Annotated in this window: 17 protein-coding genes; 15 read left to right on the forward strand and 2 right to left on the reverse strand. The window is 38.9% G+C overall.

Going from position 1 to position 21,601, the window contains the following annotated elements:
- Position 1: 1 nt before the first annotated feature.
- The 6 genes from E8M05_RS01280 (at position 2) to E8M05_RS01305 (ending at position 7,227) form a co-directional block, all read left to right on the forward strand.
- Positions 2 to 898 carry an aldose 1-epimerase family protein gene (locus tag E8M05_RS01280; RefSeq protein WP_003063081.1) on the forward strand — a complete coding sequence of 299 codons (897 nt, stop codon included), beginning with the start codon at positions 2 to 4 and terminating at the stop codon, positions 896 to 898.
- 195 nt (positions 899 to 1,093) lie between these two features.
- Complete coding sequence (locus E8M05_RS01285; RefSeq protein WP_003063083.1) at positions 1,094 to 1,930, forward strand: PRD domain-containing protein; 837 nt, start codon at positions 1,094 to 1,096, stop codon at positions 1,928 to 1,930.
- A gap of 10 nt (positions 1,931 to 1,940) precedes the next feature.
- Positions 1,941 to 3,341, forward strand: a complete 1,401-nt coding sequence (gene lacG / locus E8M05_RS01290; RefSeq protein WP_003063084.1) for a 6-phospho-beta-galactosidase — start codon at positions 1,941 to 1,943, stop codon at positions 3,339 to 3,341.
- Positions 3,342 to 3,353: 12 nt separating this feature from the next.
- Positions 3,354 to 3,665 carry a PTS sugar transporter subunit IIA gene (locus tag E8M05_RS01295; RefSeq protein WP_003063087.1) on the forward strand — a complete coding sequence of 104 codons (312 nt, stop codon included), beginning with the start codon at positions 3,354 to 3,356 and terminating at the stop codon, positions 3,663 to 3,665.
- 241 nt (positions 3,666 to 3,906) lie between these two features.
- On the forward strand, positions 3,907 to 5,586 hold the full coding sequence (locus E8M05_RS01300; RefSeq protein ID WP_003063088.1) for a PTS lactose transporter subunit IIBC: 1,680 nt from the start codon (positions 3,907 to 3,909) through the stop codon (positions 5,584 to 5,586).
- Positions 5,587 to 5,616: 30 nt separating this feature from the next.
- Positions 5,617 to 7,227 carry a glycoside hydrolase family 53 protein gene (locus E8M05_RS01305; protein ID WP_003063092.1) on the forward strand — a complete coding sequence of 537 codons (1,611 nt, stop codon included), beginning with the start codon at positions 5,617 to 5,619 and terminating at the stop codon, positions 7,225 to 7,227.
- A 95-nt stretch (positions 7,228 to 7,322) separates the two neighbouring features.
- On the opposite strand, the gene E8M05_RS01310 is transcribed toward E8M05_RS01305, so the two are convergent.
- Positions 7,323 to 8,156 carry an AraC family transcriptional regulator gene (locus tag E8M05_RS01310; RefSeq protein ID WP_003063094.1) on the reverse strand — a complete coding sequence of 278 codons (834 nt, stop codon included), beginning with the start codon at positions 8,154 to 8,156 and terminating at the stop codon, positions 7,323 to 7,325.
- Between the two features lie 110 nt (positions 8,157 to 8,266).
- On the opposite strand from E8M05_RS01310, the gene E8M05_RS01315 reads away from it, so the two are divergent.
- The 6 genes from E8M05_RS01315 to dexB all read left to right on the forward strand — a co-directional run bounded on the left by E8M05_RS01315 (position 8,267) and on the right by dexB (position 16,732).
- Positions 8,267 to 10,429 carry an alpha-galactosidase gene (locus E8M05_RS01315; RefSeq protein WP_013851433.1) on the forward strand — a complete coding sequence of 721 codons (2,163 nt, stop codon included), beginning with the start codon at positions 8,267 to 8,269 and terminating at the stop codon, positions 10,427 to 10,429.
- Between the two features lie 11 nt (positions 10,430 to 10,440).
- Positions 10,441 to 11,712, forward strand: coding sequence for an extracellular solute-binding protein (locus E8M05_RS01320; RefSeq protein ID WP_136596398.1), 1,272 nt, complete (start codon positions 10,441 to 10,443; stop codon positions 11,710 to 11,712).
- A gap of 12 nt (positions 11,713 to 11,724) precedes the next feature.
- A complete protein-coding gene (locus E8M05_RS01325) occupies positions 11,725 to 12,591 on the forward strand; it encodes a carbohydrate ABC transporter permease (RefSeq protein WP_003063104.1) in 867 nt (288 codons plus the stop codon).
- A 9-nt stretch (positions 12,592 to 12,600) separates the two neighbouring features.
- Complete coding sequence (locus tag E8M05_RS01330; protein WP_003063108.1) at positions 12,601 to 13,434, forward strand: carbohydrate ABC transporter permease; 834 nt, start codon at positions 12,601 to 12,603, stop codon at positions 13,432 to 13,434.
- Between the two features lie 112 nt (positions 13,435 to 13,546).
- Positions 13,547 to 14,992, forward strand: a complete 1,446-nt coding sequence (gtfA, locus tag E8M05_RS01335; protein ID WP_048791240.1) for a sucrose phosphorylase — start codon at positions 13,547 to 13,549, stop codon at positions 14,990 to 14,992.
- A gap of 117 nt (positions 14,993 to 15,109) precedes the next feature.
- Positions 15,110 to 16,732, forward strand: a complete 1,623-nt coding sequence (gene dexB / locus E8M05_RS01340) for a glucan 1,6-alpha-glucosidase DexB (RefSeq protein ID WP_003063113.1) — start codon at positions 15,110 to 15,112, stop codon at positions 16,730 to 16,732.
- 44 nt (positions 16,733 to 16,776) lie between these two features.
- Here dexB and E8M05_RS01345 read toward each other — a convergent pair whose 3' ends face one another.
- Positions 16,777 to 17,775 carry a LacI family DNA-binding transcriptional regulator gene (locus E8M05_RS01345; protein ID WP_048791239.1) on the reverse strand — a complete coding sequence of 333 codons (999 nt, stop codon included), beginning with the start codon at positions 17,773 to 17,775 and terminating at the stop codon, positions 16,777 to 16,779.
- A 151-nt stretch (positions 17,776 to 17,926) separates the two neighbouring features.
- Between E8M05_RS01345 and E8M05_RS01350 the strand changes: the two genes are divergently transcribed.
- Genes E8M05_RS01350 through galE form a run of 3 tightly spaced genes read left to right on the forward strand, consistent with a single transcriptional unit; the run spans position 17,927 to position 21,596 of the window.
- The gene (locus tag E8M05_RS01350; RefSeq protein ID WP_003063117.1) at positions 17,927 to 19,099 is read left to right on the forward strand and encodes a galactokinase; all 1,173 of its coding nucleotides are present in this window, start codon (positions 17,927 to 17,929) and stop codon (positions 19,097 to 19,099) included.
- Positions 19,100 to 19,118: 19 nt separating this feature from the next.
- Positions 19,119 to 20,588 (forward strand): UDP-glucose--hexose-1-phosphate uridylyltransferase, encoded by a 1,470-nt coding sequence (gene galT, locus E8M05_RS01355; RefSeq protein WP_003063119.1) that lies wholly within the window; start codon positions 19,119 to 19,121, stop codon positions 20,586 to 20,588.
- Positions 20,589 to 20,597: 9 nt separating this feature from the next.
- Complete coding sequence (gene galE / locus E8M05_RS01360) at positions 20,598 to 21,596, forward strand: UDP-glucose 4-epimerase GalE (RefSeq protein ID WP_003063121.1); 999 nt, start codon at positions 20,598 to 20,600, stop codon at positions 21,594 to 21,596.
- Positions 21,597 to 21,601: the final 5 nt, after the last annotated feature.

The following is a 21,601-nucleotide window of genomic DNA, read 5'->3' on the forward strand; positions in this document are numbered from 1 at the left end:
AATGGTTATTGAATTAAAAAATGATTTCTTAACAGTTCAGTTTAAGGAATTTGGTGGTGCTTTGTCATCCATAAAAGATAAAGACGGCGTCGAATATTTGTGGCAAGGAAATCCAGAGTATTGGAGTTCACAAGCACCAGTATTATTTCCGATTTGTGGGAGCTTACGTGATGATGAAGCTATTTATCGTCCTAGTAGCCGTCCCCATTTTACAGGTGTGATACCGCGACATGGTTTGGTGCGTAAGAAGACTTTTACTTATGAACCATTATCTGAAAATAGCCTTGCTTTTTCAATCACCCCTGATGCGGAAATGTTGGCAAATTATCCTTATGATTTTGAGTTGAAAATCATTTACACTTTGACTGGAAAGACGATTAAAACAAGTTACCAAGTGACCAATCGTGAGACAGAAAAGGCTATGCCTTACTTTATTGGTGGGCATCCTGGGTTTAATTGCCCATTGCTTGCTGATGAATGTTATGAAGATTATTATCTCGAATTTGAAAAAGAGGAAACTTGTACTGTTCCAGAATCGTTTCCAGAAACAGGGCTTCTTGATGTGAACAAGCGTACGCCTTTTTTGGAAAAGCAAAACATTCTAAATTTGGATTATGCTTTGTTTGCCAAAGACGTTGTTACTTTGGATAAATTAGCTTCACGCAGCGTTTCTTTGAAATCTCATAAACACGAAAAAGGATTGCGTTTGGATTTTGAAGATTTTCCAAATTTGATTTTATGGTCAACCGTCAATAAGAGTCCTTTTATTGCTCTAGAGCCGTGGAGCGGCTTGTCAACGTCACTTGATGAAAGTGATATTTTAGAAGATAAACGCCAAGTGACTTTTGTGGCGAGTGGCGAAATGAGTGAAAAATCCTTTGATATTACGATTTTTTGAATTTGTTTAAAATAAACAAAAAAATACAAAGAAAGGGTTTACAAAATTAAAGTTGTGTGTTATATTATAACCGTAGAAATTAATAGAGTGGATTGTAACTAAGACATTAGGCAAGACCGCAAATGATCTAGGAGGGAGAATTCTAGTTTGTTTGTGGTTTTTTTATTTGTCTAGGAACCACGTGAGGAGAGTAGAATGTTTCGGATTGTACAAGCGCTCAACAATAATGTTGCTCTGGTAAAAAATGAGCAGGATGAACAAGCCGTTGTCATGGGGCTAGGGATAGTCTTTCAAAAGAAAAAAGGTGATTTAATCACTCCAAGCAAAGTCGAGAAAGTTTTCCTTTTGAAAACAGAGGAATCCAAAGAAAATTTTTTAACCCTTTTGAAAAATATTCCGCTTGATATTCTAACGGTGACTTATAATATGATTGATGATTTGGTAGCCAAATATCATTTTCCGGTTCAGGAATACCTGTATGTAACCCTTACCGACCACGTTTATTCGGTATATCAAAAGCTTTTAAAGGGAGCTTATCAGGAAAGTCATTTACCAGATATTTCAGCGGCGTATGTTACCGAGTTTCAAATGGCGCAAGAAGCTGTTGTTATTTTAGGTCAAAAGTTGTCAGTAACTTTTCCAGATGATGAAGTCGGACGAATGGCTCTGCATTTCATTAATGCTAAAGGTGATTACGAAGTTTCTGATAATAACAAAGAGGATGCAACTAAAAAAGTACTAGCTTTGATTGAGGACAAATTGGCAAAAAATAATATCAAGCGGAGCACAGAAAATAGTAATCTTTACGACCGTTTGATGATTCATTTAACCTACCTCATTAATCGATTGCAGATGAACCAGCAAGACAATGCATCGTTGATTAATTTGGAAGAATATGTGAAATCAGATTATCCGAAAGCCTATCAAATTGGGCAAGCCATTTATGATTTGATTGGACAAGAATTAAAAATAGATTTATCGCGTAGTGAACGTGTTTACCTTGTGATTCACATTCAACGCTTATTGAAATAAGGAGAAAATTATGTATCAATTACCAGAAGATTTTATTTTTGGTGGTGCAACAGCAGCCTACCAAGTTGAAGGAGCTACTAAAGAAGGCGGTAAAGGTCCAGTAGCTTGGGATGATTTCTTAGCAGAACAAGGGCGTTTCAGTCCAGACCCTGCTAGTGATTTTTATCATCAATACCCACAAGATATTGAACTTTGTGAAAAATTTGGTGTCAACGGACTTCGGTTATCCATTGCTTGGAGCCGTATCTTCCCAAATGGTACTGGTGAGGTCAACCAAGAAGGAGTTGATTATTACCACAAAGTGTTTGCGGAATGTCAAAAACGTAACATCACAGCCTTTGTCACGCTTCATCACTTTGACACGCCAAAAGTTTTGTTTGACAATGGTGATTTTTTAAACCGTGATACGATTGAAGCTTTTGTTAACTATGCAAAATTCTGTTTTGAAGAATTTACAGAAGTTCGTCATTGGAGTACATTCAATGAAATTTACCCAGTAGCAACCAACCAATATTTGCTTGGTATTTTCCCACCAGGAATCAAATATGACCTGTCAAAAGTCATTCAATGTCTGCACAATATGATGTATGCGCATGCGCGTGTGGTTAATTTGTTCAAAGACGGTGGCTACCAAGGTGAAATTGGTGTGGTACATTCTCTTGAAACAAAATACCCAGCAACAGATAGTAAAGAAGATAAACATGCTGCTTTCTTAGATGATGCCCTTTCTATTCGATTTTTACTGGATGCAACTTATTTAGGTTATTATTCAAACGAAACAATGGAAGCGCTTAACGAAATCTGCGCAGCTAACAATGCCAGCTACGATTTCCTTGATAGTGACTTTGAGGAAATGAAAAAAGCCAGTCACCGCAACGATTATCTTGGTATCAATCATTACCAATGTCACTTTGTTAAAGCCTACAATGGCGAAAATGCCATTCATCACAACGGTACAGGTGACAAAGGAACATCTGTTTACAAAGTTAAAGGTATTGGCGAACGCATTTACAAAGAAGGTATTCCAAGAACGGACTGGGATTGGATTATCTATCCAGAAGGTCTGTATGACTTGCTTCTTCGTATCAAAGCAGATTACCCACATTACAATAAAATCTATATCACAGAAAATGGTATGGGCTATAAAGATGAATTTGACGATGGTATCATCATAGATCAACCGCGTATTGATTATTTGAAAGTTTACCTGCAATCTCTTGCCAAAGCAATTGATGCTGGGGTTAATGTTAAAGGTTATTTCCTTTGGTCATTGATGGATTTGTTCTCATGGTCAAATGGTTATAATAAACGCTATGGTTTGTTCTATGTGGATTTTGAAACACAAAAACGTTATCCAAAAGCGTCAGCTTACTGGTACAAACACATTAGCGATACAAAAATTGTAGAATAGGGGATTTAGAAAATGGATAAAAAAGAATTACAAATGTTAGGTTTTGAAATTGTGGCTTACTCAGGTGATGCAAGGAGCACACTTCTTCAATTGCTTAAGGAAGTTCGCTCTGGCAACTTTGATAATGTTGATAAAGCGATTAAAGATGCTGACGAAAATTTGGCTAAAGCTCACAATGCGCAAACACAATTGTTAGCACAAGAAGCAGGCGGTGAAGATTTGGAACTTGGTTTCATCTTTGTTCACGGTCAAGACCACTTGATGACAACCTTATTGCTACGTGACCTCATTACGGATTTTATTGAATTATATAAAAATCGCTAATTTTTGAAAAAAGAAAGGACGGAACATGGCTTGGTAAAATCTTACACTCTTTGAAAATCAAATGCAGGCGTTGTTGACTTGATTTGATGAACTTCAGTTTAATCTGCATCAGCGTCGCCTAGCCTGACTTCGATTTTCAGTGAGTATCCTTATTCTCAATAGTCATTTCTGACAGGTCTTGCTTACCCTTAAGACGTATTAGAGATGACTAGCCAAGCCTAGGTTCTTAGGGAGTTGTATCATGAACAAACTCATTCAACAAATTGAAAAAGGGAAACCTTTTTTTGAAAAAGTTTCTCGTAACATTTATTTAGGTGCCATTCGTGATGGTTTCCTTGCGGCAATGCCAGCGATTCTCTTTTCTAGTATCTTTATCTTGATTGCATCGATTCCAGATGTGTTCGGAGTGACTTTGCCAGAAGATTTCTCAAATTGGCTTTGGAAGATTTATAACTACTCAATGGGTGTCGTTGCGCTTCTGGTTTCAGCAACAACTGCACGTTGCTTGGCAGAATCTGTTAACCGTAAGATGCCAGGTAATAAGAAAATCAATGCGGTTTCTGTTATGCTTGCCTCAATTGTCAGCTTCTTGATGTTGAGTGCTGATGAGCTTGACGGTGGTTTTGCTAGTGGTTATATGGGGACAAAAGGTATCCTCGCCGCCTTTGTAGCTGCCTTTATCACTGTTAATGTTTACAAATTCTGTGTTATTCGTGACATCACTATCAAGATGCCAAAAGAAGTACCAGGAACGATTTCGCAAACATTCCGTGATATCTTCCCATTCTCATTTGCCGTATTTGCAGCTGTTATCATTGATACTATCATTCGTTATTTCTTTGGAGCATCATTTGCAGAAGCTGTTATTACACTTCTTCAACCATTGTTTACAGCAGCAGACGGTTATCTTGGAATTGCTATTATCTGGGGTGCTATGGCGCTCTTCTGGTTCGTTGGTGTGCATGGTCCGTCAATTGTAGAGCCAGCTATCGCAGCTATTATCTATGCTAATGTTGAAACGAACCTTCAATTATTCAAAGCTGGTGAACATGCTTCAAACGTTTTGACTGTTGGTCTTGGTAATTTCGTTGGTACTATGGGTGGTACTGGTGCAACACTTGTTGTCCCTTATCTTTTCTTGCTATTTGCCAAATCAAAACAATTGAAAGCTGTTGGTAAGGCTTCATTTATCCCAGTCAGCTTCGCCGTTAACGAACCTTTGCTTTTTGCAACACCAATTATTCTTAACCCTTATTTCTTTGTTCCATTCCTTTTGGCACCAATTGCCAACGTTTGGATTTTCAAATTCTTTGTTGATGTGCTTCAGATGAATAGCTTCATGTATGTTCTTCCTTGGGCAACACCAGCGCCAATCGGACTTATTCTTGGTACAGGCGTTAGCCTTCTAGCTGTTGTTCTTGTCCTTGTTTTAATCGTTGTTGATGCGATTATCTACTTCCCATTCATTAAAGCTTATGACGCATCACTTCTTGAAGAAGAAGCTGAAATTGCTGCGCAAGAAACTGCTGCTGAAAGTGCAACTCCAGTAAAAGCAGCAGCTGAAAAAGTTGTTGAGGAAAAACCAGCTGTCAAAGTCACAACTGACAAACCAATCAACGTTTTGGTCCTTTGTGCTGGTGCTGGTACAAGTGCTATGCTTGCTAATGCTCTTACTGAAGGTGCCGCTGCCACAGGTGCAAACATCACAGCGTCAGCAGGTGCTTACGGTTCACATTATGAGATTATGAGAGATTTTGACATGATTGTGCTTGCTCCGCAAGTCAACTCATTCTACGAAGATATTAAGAAAGATACTGACGCGCTTGGTATAAAGTTAGCAGCTACAAAAGGTGCTGAATACATTAAATTAACACGTGACCCAGAAAGTGCCGTAGCCTTTGTAATGTTTTATTTTTCCTAACCTATTCTAAAAAAGCTAGGGAGAAAGATTATGAAAATACTAAAAAAGATTTTTTTGACGACTGTTGCACTTATTGGTCTTGCTGCGCTTGGAAATACCGTGACTAAAGCAGATGAGTTCATCAACGGAGCTGATATTTCGATTCTTGATGAAATGGAACAAAGCGGAGCGATTTATAAGAGTAATGGTACTCAAAAAGACCCGCTGACCATTCTGAAAGAAAATGGTGTTAACTACGTTCGCTTGCGACTCTGGGTTGACCCCTATGATGCAAATGGCAATGCTTACGGCGCAGGGACCAATGACTTAAACAGAACACTCAAATTAGCCAAACGTGCTAAAGATAAAGGCTTGAAAGTCTTACTCGATTTTCATTACAGCGATTTCTGGGTTGATCCTGGAAAACAAAATCTTCCCAAAGCTTGGCAGAATCAATCCTTTGAACAATTAAATTCAACAGTGTATTCTTACACGGCTGATGTCCTTAATCAGATGAAATCACAAGGCATTTACCCTGATATGGTGCAAATCGGAAACGAATTAAACAGCGGCATGCTTTGGCCTTACGGGAAAAGTTGGGGTGGTGACGGTCAAGAATTCACTCGCCTAGCAAATTTCCTAAAATCTGGTGTTCAAGCTGTGAAAGATACGCAGACAAGTAATACACCTATCATGCTCCATTTAGCAGACGGCGGTGACAAATCAGCTTTCCAATGGTGGCTTGATGAAATTACCAATCAATCCGTTGATTTTGATATTGTCGGCATTTCCTATTACCCATATTGGCATGGCACATTAGCAGAACTCTCTGAAAATATGGATAATATCAGCGAACGTTATAACAAAAAAGTTGTTGTGGTTGAAACAGCTTATGCAAATACCCTTGATAATGCTGACCAGAAAACAAATGCCTTTACGGCAACAGAAGAGACTGCTGGTGGTTACAAAGCTAGCCAAGACGGTCAGTATGAATTTTTGACAGACTTGGTTGATAAAATTAAAGACGTCAAAAATAACAACGGTCTCGGTTTCTTCTATTGGGAACCACTCTGGTATAACGGCAATGTCTCATGGGCAACACAAGCAGGTATGTCATATCTTGGTGTTTCAGATGTGACGGGTAATGAATGGGAAAATCAAGCGGTCTTTGATTTCTCAGGAAATGCTCTACGCGCCGTCAAAGCCTTTAATTACGCTAACCTAACAAACGTTGTTGCTAATAACAGTTTTGAATGGAACGGTTATACCGAAACCCCATCTTCTTGGAACAAATGGACCAACAGTCAAAATGTAGGTATCAAGACAGAAGTTTACGACGATACACGTTACAAGCTCACTTTCTGGTCAGACACAGCTTTTGAAAGTTCCATTTATCAAATGATTAGCAACCTCGGCTCAGGTACTTACAAATTAAGTATTGATGCTATGGGGGACACTAGCCTTGAGACTGCTCAGCTTTATATCAAAAATTATGGCGGCAGTGAGCAAAACATCTCCCTTAAAGACTCTAGCACATGGAAAACGTACACGATTGATAACATCCAAATCACAAACGGACAATGTGAAATCGGCATTTACGTCAATGCCTCTGCTAACAAATGGTTAAACATCGATAACGTCAGACTTGTTAAAGTCGATTAGTTATATATTTCATTTCACCCCCAAGAGCTTAGTCTCTTGGAGGATTTTGGGTGTTGTAAAAAAACGTTAGGTAAGAGAATCTTAACGCTTTTTGCTTAATTTTTTAGTGTTTTGCGGTAATTGCTTGGGCTTTGGTTGAAGTATTTTTTAAAGGCTTTACTAAATGTGAGACCATCTGTGAAGCCTACGGCGTTTGCGACTTCTGAGATATGAAAAGTAGTGTTGGTAAGTAAATCAGCACTTTTTTCCATGCGGACTTGGACGATATAATCTTTGATCGAATAGCCAGTTTCTTCTTTGAAAATCTTGTAGAGGTAGCTGCGGTTGAGATTGAGTTTATTAGCAATTTCTCCCACTTTTAAAGAAGTTCCATATTGTGAATGAATTATTTTTTTAGTTTGTCTAATATAATTTTGAATAAGAATACTACCATCAGAAATTGCTTTACTGGGAGATTCTTCTATTAGGTAAGCAAGTAGTTTGTAAAGTTCAGCAATCAGTTGGAGTTCAGTCACGTCATCAAGTTTTTGATCGCGAAATTGAGTTAATTTGACGATTTGATCAAGAACCTTGGACTTAAGTGTTGAATGGCAGAAGTATTGCTCTAGTAGCTGAGTTTTACTTAAAATACTTTCAGCCTTTGAACCGCTAAATCCGACCCAAAGGTATGTCCAAGGATGTTCTTTATCAGCTTGATAAAAGGTCACTTTTCCTTTGGGAAGGATAAACATATCACCAACACCAAGTTCAGTGGTTTGGCCATCAATAGTAAATTTTCCTTTACCATCAACAATAAAATGCAGAACAAAATTATCACGAATAGTTGGACCAAAAGAGTAGTTTTTGTCACAAATTTCAGCCCCATAGTGGTCAACATTTAGATCAAAATTATTGGTATCAAATTCGTTATAGGTATTTAGAACGTTCAAACTATCATCTCCTCTATAAGCAACATTTTACCATATTTGTCCAACATCCTACCATTCAACAAGGGGTAATTTGGTGGTAAAATTTTAGTAAAAGTAGAGGAGGAAAACTTGTGGGAATTACAATCAAAGGAAATCTTTTCTATATTCAGAGTAAAGAGATGTCAATGATTATTGAGAATCGAGAAGGTGATTTACTTCTTCGTCATATTGGGGGTAAAATCGCTAACTATCACGGTTCAAATGCGATATTTGAGAAAGATCATGCTTTTTCAGGCAATCCGACTCCCGATAATCGTACGTTTAGCTATGATACCCAACGTCAAATCTTTGGTGTGCATGGCTTTGGTGACTTTCGTTGCCCATCACTTAAAATTCAACATGATAACAATGAATTAACACAATTTAAGTTAAAAGATAGTCATATTTTACATGGAGTTGTTGAGGCAACAGGATTACCTAGTCCTCATTCAATGGAAGGTGCTGAAACATTAGTGTTTATCTTAGAAGATGAATTTGCTAAATTGCGTCTGACGCTTTATTACACAGCTTATGCAGATCGTGCAACTATTTCAACCTTTGCTAAGATTAGTAATCTATCCGATAAAGCTGTTATCATCAACCGTGCTTTATCAACTATGCTTGATGTACCTGCTGGAAATTATGATGTGGTGACTTTGCAAGGAGCTTATGCGCGTGAGAAAACAGTTCGTCGTCAAATGGTCGAGCAAGGTATCTTTAGCATTGCTTCAAATCGCGGAGCTTCTGGTCATGCTCAGACTCCAGCTGTGATTTTGTGTGATAGGACAGCGACGGAGGATGCTGGCAGTGCCCTTGCTTTGCAGCTACTTTATAGTGGTAATTTTCAAGCTTTTGTTCAAAAAAATCAATTGAATGAAGTTCGCTTAGGGATTGGTATTAATGATGATAACTTTGCTTGGCAATTGGCAGCTAGAGATAATTTTGAAACGCCAGTGGCTTTGATGACTTATTCGGCAAAAGGTTTGACACACTTGAGCCAAGAAAGCCAGTTGTTTGTGCAAAATCATATCATGCCAAAACAATTTGCACATGCTGAACGTCCAATTCTCATTAACAATTGGGAAGCGACTTATTTTGATTTCAAAAAAGAAAAATTGCTTGATTTAGCTGACGAAGCAAGCAAACTTGGTATCGAGCTTTTTGTTCTTGATGACGGTTGGTTTGGTAATCGATTTGATGATAATCGTGCGCTTGGTGACTGGGTTGTCAACGAAGAAAAACTCGGTGGGCCTTTGAATGACTTGATTGCTGAAGTGCATGCCAAAGGTTTGAAATTTGGTTTGTGGTTTGAACCAGAAATGATTTCTGTTGATAGTGATCTTTATCGTGCGCATCCAGATTGGGCTATTCAAGCTGAAGGTCGTGGTCATACTTATTCTCGTAATCAATTGGTGCTCAACCTTGCAAATCCTGATGTCGTAGCCTACATCAAGGCAGCTATTGATAAGATTTTGACAGAAAATACTATTGATTATGTTAAATGGGATTATAACCGTAACATCACAAATATCGGAAATGGTGATACTTATCTTGCGACCCAAATGCAATCTCATGATTACATGCTAGGTTTGTATGATTTGGTGTCTTATTTGACAGAAAAGCATAGTAACATTCTCTTTGAATCTTGCTCAGGTGGTGGTGGTCGAAATGACCTTGGTATGATGCGCTATTTCCCACAAGTTTGGGCTAGTGACAATACTGATGCCATTTCACGTTTGCCAATTCAATACGGCTCAAGTTACCTTCACCCAACCATTTCAATGGGCTCTCACGTATCAGCAAGTCCTAATCACCAAATGGGACGCACAACACCGATTGAAACTCGCGGTAATGTTGCCATGATGGGAAATCTTGGCTATGAACTTGATTTGAAAAGCTTGCCACAAGCTGAAAAAGATGTAATTGCTGCTCAAGTCGCTCATTACAAAGAGATTCGTCCAGTGATTCAATTTGGTAAGCAATATCGCTTGATTAATCCAGAAGAAGGGTCAAATGAAGCAGCGGTTCAATTTGTTTATGAAGATAAGGTAGTTGTCACTTATGTTCGCACACTTTCAACCATTGAAATCATTGAAACAACACTTAAGCTGAAAGGTTTGGAAGAAGAAGCTCTTTACTGCTTGCAAGGAACAGACCAAGTTTACTCAGGAGCAGAGCTCATGTACGCGGGCCTCATAGCGATTCTCCCACAAGGTGATTACCTCAGCAAACAATACTATTTCGTGAAACAATAAGGAGGTTTTCCATGAAATGGCCTAAACGATTAATAGTGACTGGAGTGGCAATGTTGACAGCGGCAGCTGCTTTGACATTGACAGCTTGTCCAAAAAACAGTGATTCCTCTAATGATGGCAAGGTAACTATCGAATATTTCAACCAAAAAACAGAAATGGTTGATACGCTAAAAGAAATCATTAAGGATTTTGAAAAAGAAAATCCAAAAATCCATGTCAAAATGACCAGTGTGCCAAGTGCTGGTACTGTTCTAAAAACACGTATGCTTGCAGGTGATGCTCCGGATGTCATTAACATTTACCCTCAGAACGTTGATTTTAAAGAGTGGGCAAAAGCAGGTTACTTTGAGAATATGACTGGAAAATCATATCTTAAAAACATCAAAAATCATTACGAAAAAAATTATGCTGTCAACGGCAAAATTTATAGCGTCCCGCTATCAGCCAACGTTTCAGGGATTTATTTTAACAAGACAAAATTTGAAGAATTAGGCCTCAAAGTTCCAGAAACTTGGGATGAATTTGAAACACTTGTTAAACAGATTAAAGCTGACGGCGAAACCCCGTTTGCGCTTGCTGGTAGTGAAGGTTGGACTTTAAATGGCTATCACCAACTAGCTTATATCAGTGTGACTGGCAGCGGTGATAAGGCAAATGATTATCTTCGTTTTTCTCCGGTGAATTCTATTTCAACAGATGACAAAGAAGTAAAAAATGTCTTGAAACGTCTTGATTTATTGGCTGAAAAAGGAAATCAACAAACTAACTGGGAAGGGGCTTCTTATAATGATTCTGTTGTAGCCTTTGCGACTGAAAAAGCTTTAATGTTACCTGGCGGTTCATGGGTATTAGCAGCCATTAAGCAACAAGACCCTAAATTTGACATCTCAACCTTTGCCTTTCCTGGGAATGAAGTTGGTCAAGAAGTGACTGTTGGTGCAGGTGATTTGGCTTTGTCTATCTCATCAGCAAGCAAACACAAAAAAGAGTGCGAAAAATTCATTTCTTATATGGCTTCAGCTAAAGCAATGCAAAAATATTATGACGTCGATGGCTCACCAGTATCTGTAAATGGTGTGGTTGAAGATGAGAACTCTCCCCTTGCTCCGCTTTATCGATTAGCTTTTACAGATAAGCACTATGTTTGGCTGGGTGAAAATTGGACAAGCGAAGAAGACTTCTGGAGTTTGACAGCCAATTATTTGATGAGCGAAGATGCTAAGCAATATACAGATGAATTAAATGCCTTTTTCAATCCGATGAAAGCCGATGTGACGAAGTAGGAGGAAACTAGAATGCGAAAATTTTTAAATAAATATTGGGGCTGGGTGTTCTTGATTGTTCCCTTGATTTTACAAGCAATTTTCTTCTATTTCCCAATGATTCAAGGTGCTTTCTACAGTTTTACAAACTGGACTGGATTGACTTACAATTTTGATTTTGTTGGTGTCAACAATTATAAAATCTTGCTAACGGATACCAAATTCTTTAAAGCTCTTGGCTTTACTTTGATTTTGACCATTGCGTTAATTGTCGGTGAAATTGTGATTGGTATCTGGGTGGCGCGTGCTTTGAATACTAAAATCAAAGGTCAAACGTTCTTTAGAGCTTGGTTCTTTTTCCCAGCTGTTTTGTCAGGGTTGACAGTGTCTTTGATTTTTAAACAAGTTTTTAACTATGGTTTGCCTGCTATCGGCGAAGCTTTGAATATTGAATGTTTAAAAACAAGTCTTTTAGGAACAACTGGCGGTGCTGTTTTTGCAGCAATCTTTGTTATGTTGTGGCAAGGTGTTGCCATGCCGATTATTCTCTTCCTATCTGGTCTTCAAACCATTCCAAGTGAAATCACAGAAGCGGCAGCAATCGATGGCGCAAATAGCAAACAAACGTTCTGGAACATTGAATTACCATATCTGTTACCAAGTATTTCTATGGTCTTTATCATGGCACTAAAAGGTGGCTTAACAGCTTTTGACCAAATCTTTGCTTTGACTGGTGGTGGACCAAGTAATTCAACAACATCAATCGGACTTTTGGTTTACAATTATGCCTTTTCAAGTAACCAATACGGTTATGCTAACGCAATTGCCTTGATTCTTTTTGCCATCATTGTTCTTGTTTCAGTGTTGCAACTTAAATTATCAAGTCGTTTTGAAGTATAGGAGTGAGAGATGAAAAAAGAAGAACGTTATAATACTTTTTGGAAATATGTGCTCTTAATTGCGGGTTCAATTCTGATTTTGATTCCTTTATTAGCAACTGTCTTTAGTTCGTTTAAGACAACTAAGGATATCATGCAACATTTCTTTGCTTTTCCAAATCCTGTCACTCTAAGCAACTACACACGCTTGCTTGCTGATGGCATCGGACATTATTTCTTAAATTCAACGATTATCACCGTTGTATCAGTGATTTTGGTGACTTTATTTATTCCTGCGGCTGCTTATTCAATTGCTCGTAATATGAGCAAAAAACGAGCTTTCAATATCATGTACAGTTTGTTGATTTTGGGAATTTTTGTGCCATTTCAAGTTATCATGATTCCAATCACAGTGATGATGAGTCGACTTGGCTTGACTAATATTTGGGGTTTGATTATCTTGTACTTAACATATGCTGTACCACAAACCTTATTCTTGTATGTCGGATACATCAAGTTAAGTGTTCCTGACAGTTTGGATGAAGCAGCTGAGATTGATGGTGCTGATAAATTCACAACTTATCGCAAAATCGTCTTTCCAATGTTAAAACCAATGCACGCTACAACTTTGATTATCAATGCACTTTGGTTTTGGAATGACTTCATGCTTCCACTCTTGATGCTGAATAAATCATCAGACTCTTGGTCATTGCCACTTTTTCAATACAACTACACAGGACAATACCTCAGCGACTACGGACCAAGCTTTGCATCATACGTCGTTGGTATTATTACTATCACAATCGTTTACCTCATTTTCCAAAAACATATCATTTCAGGAATGAGCAACGGCGCAGTGAAATAAGGAGTCGACGCAGTGTCATTAAGACACAAGGAGGCTCATCTTTTTCACCCAGCCTGTAGCCCGAGTTCAACTTTTGCTGGGTGCTAAAATCCAAAAGGGTAAAGGAGTAACTATGACAATACAAAATAAAACAATGCTTATTACTTACTCAGATAGTCTGGGAAAGAATTTGAAAGAATTAAATGAAAATCTTGGCAAGTATTTTGGAGAAGCTGTCGGCGGGGTTCATCTTTTGCCATTTTTCCCGTCAACAGGTGACCGTGGTTTTGCGCCAGTCGATTATGATGAGGTTGATGCTGCATTTGGGGATTGGGATGACGTGAAGGCATTGGGTGAGAAGTATTATCTCATGTTTGATTTCATGATTAACCATATTTCTCGTCAATCAAAATATTACAAAGATTATCAGGAAAAGCACGAAGCTAGTGCTTACAAGGATATGTTTCTTAACTGGGATAAATTTTGGCCAGAAAATCGTCCGACACAAGCTGATGTGGATTTGATTTACAAGCGTAAAGACCGCGCACCAAAACAAGGAATTCACTTTGCGGACGGTTCAGTTGAGCAGCTCTGGAACACATTTGGTGAAGAGCAGATTGACCTTGATGTGACAAAAGACGTGACCATGGATTTCATTCGAAAGACCATCGCGCATTTAGCTGAAAATGGTTGCGACCTTATTCGATTAGATGCTTTTGCTTATGCAGTTAAAAAATTAGATACTAATGATTTCTTTGTAGAACCAGAAATCTGGGAATTGCTTGATAAAGTCCGCAGCATTGCTGCGGAATCTGGTACAGAGTTGCTTCCAGAAATTCATGAGCACTATTCAATCCAGTTTAAGATCGCTGAGCACGATTACTATGTTTATGATTTTGCCCTTCCGATGGTGGTTCTTTATAGCCTTTACAGCGGAAATGTTAATCGTTTGGCGAAATGGCTTAAAATGTCTCCCATGAAACAATTTACGACACTTGATACGCACGATGGTATTGGAGTTGTTGATGTCAAAGATATCTTGACGGATGAGGAAATTGATTACACGTCAAATGAACTTTATAAAGTAGGTGCCAACGTCAACCGAAAATATTCAACAGCCGAGTATAATAATCTTGATATCTACCAAATCAATTCAACTTACTATTCTGCGCTTGGGGATGATGACAAGAAATATTTCTTAGCTCGTTTGATTCAAGCTTTCGCGCCAGGCATTCCACAAGTGTATTATGTTGGCTTTTTAGCTGGTAAAAATGATCTTGAATTGTTAGAAAAAACAAAAGAAGGTCGCAATATTAATCGTCATTATTATAGCAGTAGCGAAATTGCAGAAGAAGTCAAACGTCCAGTTGTTCAAGCTTTGCTAAAATTATTTACTTTCCGTAATCAATCGGCTGCTTTTGCCCTGGATGGCAGTATTGATGTAGAGATATTAGATGAAAATACGCTTGTAATCACTCGCCGTAATCAAGGTAGCAGTGTGGTTGCGGAAGCCCAAATTAATTTAAAAGAGTTAAGCTACGCAGTTAAAGAAAACGGGGAAGAAGTTACTTTCTTATAATCTAAAGGTGGCTGGGCAAACTCCTAGCTTCCTTTCTATTTTTTATAACGCAAACGCTTGCACAAATAACAAGAAAGCGTTAAAATAAAGACAAATAAATCAAAATAGAGGTGCACTATGGAAAAACATTGGTGGCATAAAGCAACCATTTATCAAATTTACCCAAAATCATTTAAGGATTCAAATGGTGATGGAATTGGTGATTTGCAAGGGATTATCAGTAAACTTGACTACTTACAAAAGCTTGGTATTACAGCGATTTGGCTTTCTCCTGTTTATCAGTCTCCGATGGATGATAATGGTTATGATATTTCAAATTATGAGGCGATTGCGGATATTTTTGGAGATATGTCTGACATGGAAGAATTGCTAGCGCAGGCAAAAGCGCGTGGTATTCGTATTATCATGGATTTGGTGGTTAATCACACATCAGATGAACACGCTTGGTTTGTTGAAGCGCGTGAAAATCCTGCCAGCCCATACCGTGATTTTTACATTTGGCGTGATGAACCAAATGAGCTTGATTCTATTTTTGGTGGCTCTGCCTGGGCATATGATGGCAAAACTGGGCAATATTATTTGCACTTTTTCAGCAAGAAACAGCCAGATTTGAATTGGGAAAATCTCGCATTACGCAAGTCTGTTTACGATATGATGAATCGCTGGATTGACAAAGGTATTTCTGGCTTTCGTATGGACGTGATTGACATGATTGGGAAAATGCCAGACCAATTAATTTCTAATAATGGACCAAAATTGCATGATTATCTCAAAGAAATGCATCAAGAAACCTTGGCTGGAAAGGATTTGTTAACGGTTGGCGAAACTTGGGGCGCAACACCAGAAATTGCTAAGCAGTACTCATCCCCAGATGAAAAAGAATTATCAATGGTTTTTCAATTTGAACATATCGGTCTGCAACACAAGCCAAATGCTTCAAAATGGGAATACGAAAAAGAATTAAATGTTCCTGCACTTAAAGCCATTTTCAACAAGTGGCAGACAGAGCTTGAGCTTGGTCAGGGCTGGAATTCGCTTTTTTGGGACAATCATGATTTGCCACGTGTTTTATCGATTTGGGGAGACACAGACACTTATCGTGAAAAATCAGCCAAAGCGCTAGCGATTTGCTTGCACCTAATGCGTGGTACGCCTTACATCTACCAAGGAGAAGAAATCGGCATGACTAACTATCCTTTCAAGGATTTAGGAGAAATTGATGACATTGAGTCGCTCAATTTTGCCAAAGAAGCGCTTGAAAATGGTAAGACGTCAGAAGAAGTGCTAGACAGTATTCGCATGATTGGACGCGATAATGCTAGAACGCCAATGCAATGGGATAGTAGCAAGAATGCAGGATTTTCAACAGCTGATAAGACTTGGTTGCCAGTTAATCCAAACTATCAGGACATCAATGTTCAAGCTGCTTTAGACAATCCAGAATCTATTTTCTATACTTATCAAAAACTCATCACGCTTCGCAAGGAAAATGAGTGGTTGATTGATGCGGATTTTGAACTTTTAGAGACAGCAGATAAGGTCTTTGCCTATCTCAGAAAAACTGTGGATGCTACTTATCTTGTTGTGGCTAACCTATCGAACCAAGCGCAACCATTTGAATGCGACCTTGGCTACCAAGAAACTATCATCAGCAATACCGCAGAACTTGCTGATTTTGAAAATCATCAACTTCAACCATGGGATGCCTTTTGCATGAAAGTCGGGCAAAATATGAAATAAAAAGAGTTCCAAATTTAATTTGGAACTCTTTTTATTAACGTCTTTTATTTCGTGCTGTCTCGTAATGTTAGAGTGGTTGCAAGTCTTGTCATTGTTGGGATAGTGTTATGGTTGATAAGTTGGCGGTTAAGGATGTCAACGGCAGTCCGTCCCATTTCTTCGGTATAGACAGTGATGCTTGATAAGGCTGGAAAGACTTGTTTAGTTAGTGGGGTATCGTTAAAAGAGATGAGGCTAACGCGATTTGGCACAATGATACTAGCTTCTTGGAGAGCGCGAAGCGCACCGATTGCAAGGGTGTCATTGGCAAGAAAGAAAGCTTGAGGGAGGTCGTCACCAAGTTCGGTAATGGCTTTTTTCATTAACTCATATCCTGCTTGTGCTGAAAAATCTCCGACAAATATGTAGTTAGGATTGTAGAGATTATTTTCATAGGCGTAATTTTTGAAAGTACGGAAGCGTTGGTCAACAATGAGTTCTTGTTGGTCGGTTGTGCGTTCTTCGCCAGCAATCATCCCAATTTTTGTGAATCCTTGGTCCATAAAGTAATCAAGCACTTTGATAACAGCATTATCAAAATCAGTGGTCACGCAAGGGTGTCCTGCATTGAGTGTGTCGCTGTCAACAAACACAAGATTTTGAGACAATTTTTCGAGTTTTGAAATTTGTGCGCTAGAAAATTTACCAATGGCAATAATACCACAGATGTTTTCAGAAATCGTTAAAATATCATTATTAAAGTAACGAATAATATCATAGCCCAACTCTTGAGCACGTTTTTCGAGTCCGATACGAATACTGTAATAATAGAGGTCATTGAGTTCTTCTTGCTCACTGTACCATTGCACAATAGCAATTTTTTGCCGTTCTTGTAAGGTATTTGTGCTGCGTTTGTGCTTTTCGTACCCCAGCTCTTCAGCGACGGTTAAAATGCGATGCCGTGTTTCTTCGCTAACAGAAAGGGTAGCATCTTGATTAAGCACCCGAGAAACGGTTGCTGATGAAACCTTTGCCAACTTTGCGATGTCTTTTAATGTAGCCATAAGTTATCCCTTCTTTCTTACTTTTATTGTAGCACAAAAAATAACATAACAAAAATTTTAAGTAAAAATTTAGTAAATTTTATTGACTTGGAACATCAACAGGTGTACAATGAAAACGTAATCATAGAAAAAGTTAAAAAAGGAGACCCTCATGAAAGTTATAGAATTAAAAGAAGCCTTCACAGCCGTATTTGGCAATGAAGCAGACGCAACCTTTTTCTCACCAGGACGTATCAATTTGATTGGTGAACATACAGACTACAATGGCGGTCATGTTTTCCCAGCGGCTATCACCCTTGGAACATACGGTGCAGCTCGCAAACGTGACGATCAAACACTTCGTTTTTATTCAGCAAACTTTGCTGATTTAGGCATTATCGAGGTTGACCTTGCTAACCTTGTCTTTGATAAAAAAGACAACTGGACGAATTATCCAAAAGGTGTCATTAAATTCTTGCAAGAAGCTGGGTATACGATTAATACTGGTTTTGACCTTTACGTCAATGGGAATATTCCAAACGGTTCAGGCTTGTCATCATCAGCTTCGTTAGAGCTCTTGGTCGGAATTGTTGCTGAAGAATTATTTGACCTCAACTTAGACCGTCTTGACTTAGTAAAAATTGGTAAACAAACGGAAAATGAATTTATCGGCGTTAATTCAGGAATCATGGACCAATTTGCTATTGGTATGGGAGCTGACAAGCAAGCTATTTACCTTGATACCAACACATTAGAATACGACCTTGTGCCGCTTGATTTAGGTGACAATGTCATTGTTATCATGAATACTAACAAACGCCGTGAATTGGCTGATTCAAAATACAATGAACGTCGTGCCGAATGTGAAAAAGCCGTTGAAGAATTGAATCAAGTGCTTGATATCAAGACACTTGGTGAACTTGATTTGCAAGCTTTTGATGAATACAGTTACCTCATTAAAGATGCTAATCGTCTCAAACGTGCTCGTCACGCTGTTTGGGAAAATCAACGCACTCTTCAAGCCAAAGAAGCTTTGATTGCAGGTGAACTTGAAAAATTTGGTCGTTTGGTCAATGCCTCACATGTATCACTTGAGCATGATTACGAAGTGACTGGTATTGAGCTTGATACCCTTGCTCATACCGCTTGGCAACAAGAAGGTGTCCTTGGAGCTCGTATGACAGGAGCGGGCTTTGGTGGCTGCGGTATTGCCATTGTCGCTAAAGATAAAGTTGATGAATTCACCCAAAATGTCGGCAAGGTTTATACAGAAATCATTGGCTATGCGCCAGCTTTCTACATTGCTGAAATTGCAGGTGGCTCACGTGTCTTGTCTCGAAAATAAGTAAGATTAGAGAAGAAAAATGAAACTTTTAGATACTTTTGTTGCTAAAGTTATTGCAGTTAGCGACTACACAGAAGATGATATGTTTTACTTGTGTAATCGTGTCCTTGCCCTTGTTGGCGAAGAAGGCTCACAGCAAGAAACGAAGCAAACAGAACTTATTGCCCTCAAAGATGAACTGGTTGACCTAGCTGTGCAAAATGGCAAGGTTGGTGAATTGGTGACCGAAAAAGATTGTTTGGGTGCTGAGCTAATGAATTTTATCACACCTGTTCCAAGTCAGGTGAACCGTGAATTCTGGGATACTTATGCAAAATCTCCTCAACAAGCTATCGCAGATTTTTACGCCCTCAGCAAACGCAACGATTACATTAAAGTTGCTGCAATCGCAAAAAATATTGCCTTTACAACACCATCACAATATGGCGATATTCAAATCACAATCAATTTATCAAAACCTGAAAAAGACCCCAAAGCTATTGCACAAGCTAAACTGGTCAAAGCTTCCTCATATCCAAAATGCCAACTTTGCATGGAAAATGAAGGTTACCAAGGTAGGATTAACCACCCTGCCCGTGCTAACCACCGCATTATCCGTATGAAGTTAGGTGATGAAAAATGGGGCTTCCAGTATTCACCTTATGCTTACTTCAATGAGCACTGCATTATTTTAAATACTGAGCATGTGCCAATGGTTATTAGCAAGGATACTTTTGCGCAATTATTGGACATTGTTGATATTTTCCCAGGGTATTTTGCAGGGTCAAATTCTGATTTACCGATTGTTGGTGGGTCAATTTTGACACACAATCACTATCAAGGTGGGCGTCATGTCTTTCCTATGGAAATAGCAGAGCTAGACCGTGAGTTTCATTTCAAAGGCTTTTCTGATGTGACAGCTGGTATTGTCAACTGGCCAATGTCTGTTATTCGTTTGCGTAGCGCTGATAAAAATCGTTTGGTTGAACTAGCTGAAACCATTCGCTTAGCTTGGCGTGATTATTCTGATGATAGCGTTGATGTTGTCGCCTATACAGGAGACACACCGCACCACACCGTGACACCAATTGCTCGTAAACGTCGTGGCTTGTTTGAATTGGACATTGTCCTACGTGACAATCACACGACTGCTGAATTTCCTGACGGTGTTTATCATCCGCACGCTGATGTGCAACACATCAAAAAAGAAAATATCGGTCTGATTGAGGTTATGGGCTTAGCTATTTTACCTCCGCGTCTGAAAGATGAACTGTCAGAAGTTGAAAAATATCTTTTGAACCAGTATAATGAAATCGCTGACTATCACAAAGATTGGGCAGATAATATTAAAAAACGTACGGATATTACGGCTAAATCAGTGTATAATATTGTACAAGAGGAAGTCGGAAAAGTTTTTGTTCGTGTTTTAGAAGACGCAGGTGTTTACAAACGTGATGAAAAAGGTCAAGCTGCCTTTATGCGTTTTGTAGATAGCGTGGGGTTAGAATAGGAGAAATACATGTCAATTTTAGTGCTTGGTGGGGCTGGTTATATCGGTTCTCACATGGTTGACCGTTTGGTTGAAAAAGGTGACGAAGAAGTCGTCGTGGTTGATAGTTTGGTGACAGGGCACCGTGCTGCGGTTCACCCTGATGCGATATTTTATCAAGGCGACCTTGCTGACCAAGACTTTATGCGTAAAGTCTTTACAGAAAATCCAGATATTGATGCTGTCATTCACTTTGCGGCTTATTCATTGGTTGCTGAATCAATGGAAAAACCTTTAAAATACTTTGATAACAATACAGCAGGCATGGTCAAATTGCTTGAAGTGATGAACGAATTTGGCGTGAAGCACATTGTTTTCTCATCAACAGCAGCAACTTATGGCATTCCAGATGAAATTCCAATCAAAGAAACAACACCACAACGCCCAATCAATCCGTATGGCGAAAGTAAACTCATGATGGAAACAATCATGAAATGGTCTGACCAAGCTTATGGTATTAAATTTGTACCGCTTCGCTATTTTAATGTTGCTGGTGCAAAACCAGACGGTTCAATCGGTGAAGACCACGGTCCAGAAACACACTTGTTACCAATTATTTTGCAAGTGGCACAAGGTGTACGTGAAAAAATCATGATTTTTGGTAATGATTACAACACGCCAGATGGCACAAATGTCCGTGATTATGTTCACCCATTTGACCTAGCAGATGCGCATTTGCTTGCGGTTAAATACCTTCGTGAAGGTAATCCGTCAACGGCATTCAATCTTGGTTCTTCAACAGGATTTTCAAATCTTCAAATTCTCGAAGCAGCTCGTAAAGTGACTGGTAAAGAAATTCCAGCTGAACTGGCTGACCGTCGCCCTGGTGACCCAGATACTCTTATCGCGTCATCTGACAAAGCGCGTGAAGTCCTTGGTTGGAAACCACAATTTGACGACATTGAAAAAATCATTGCCTCAGCATGGGCATGGCACTCAAGCCACCCAAATGGGTATAATGATAGATAAATATA

Source organism: Streptococcus pasteurianus, assembly GCF_004843545.1.
Lineage (GTDB): Bacteria > Bacillota > Bacilli > Lactobacillales > Streptococcaceae > Streptococcus > Streptococcus pasteurianus.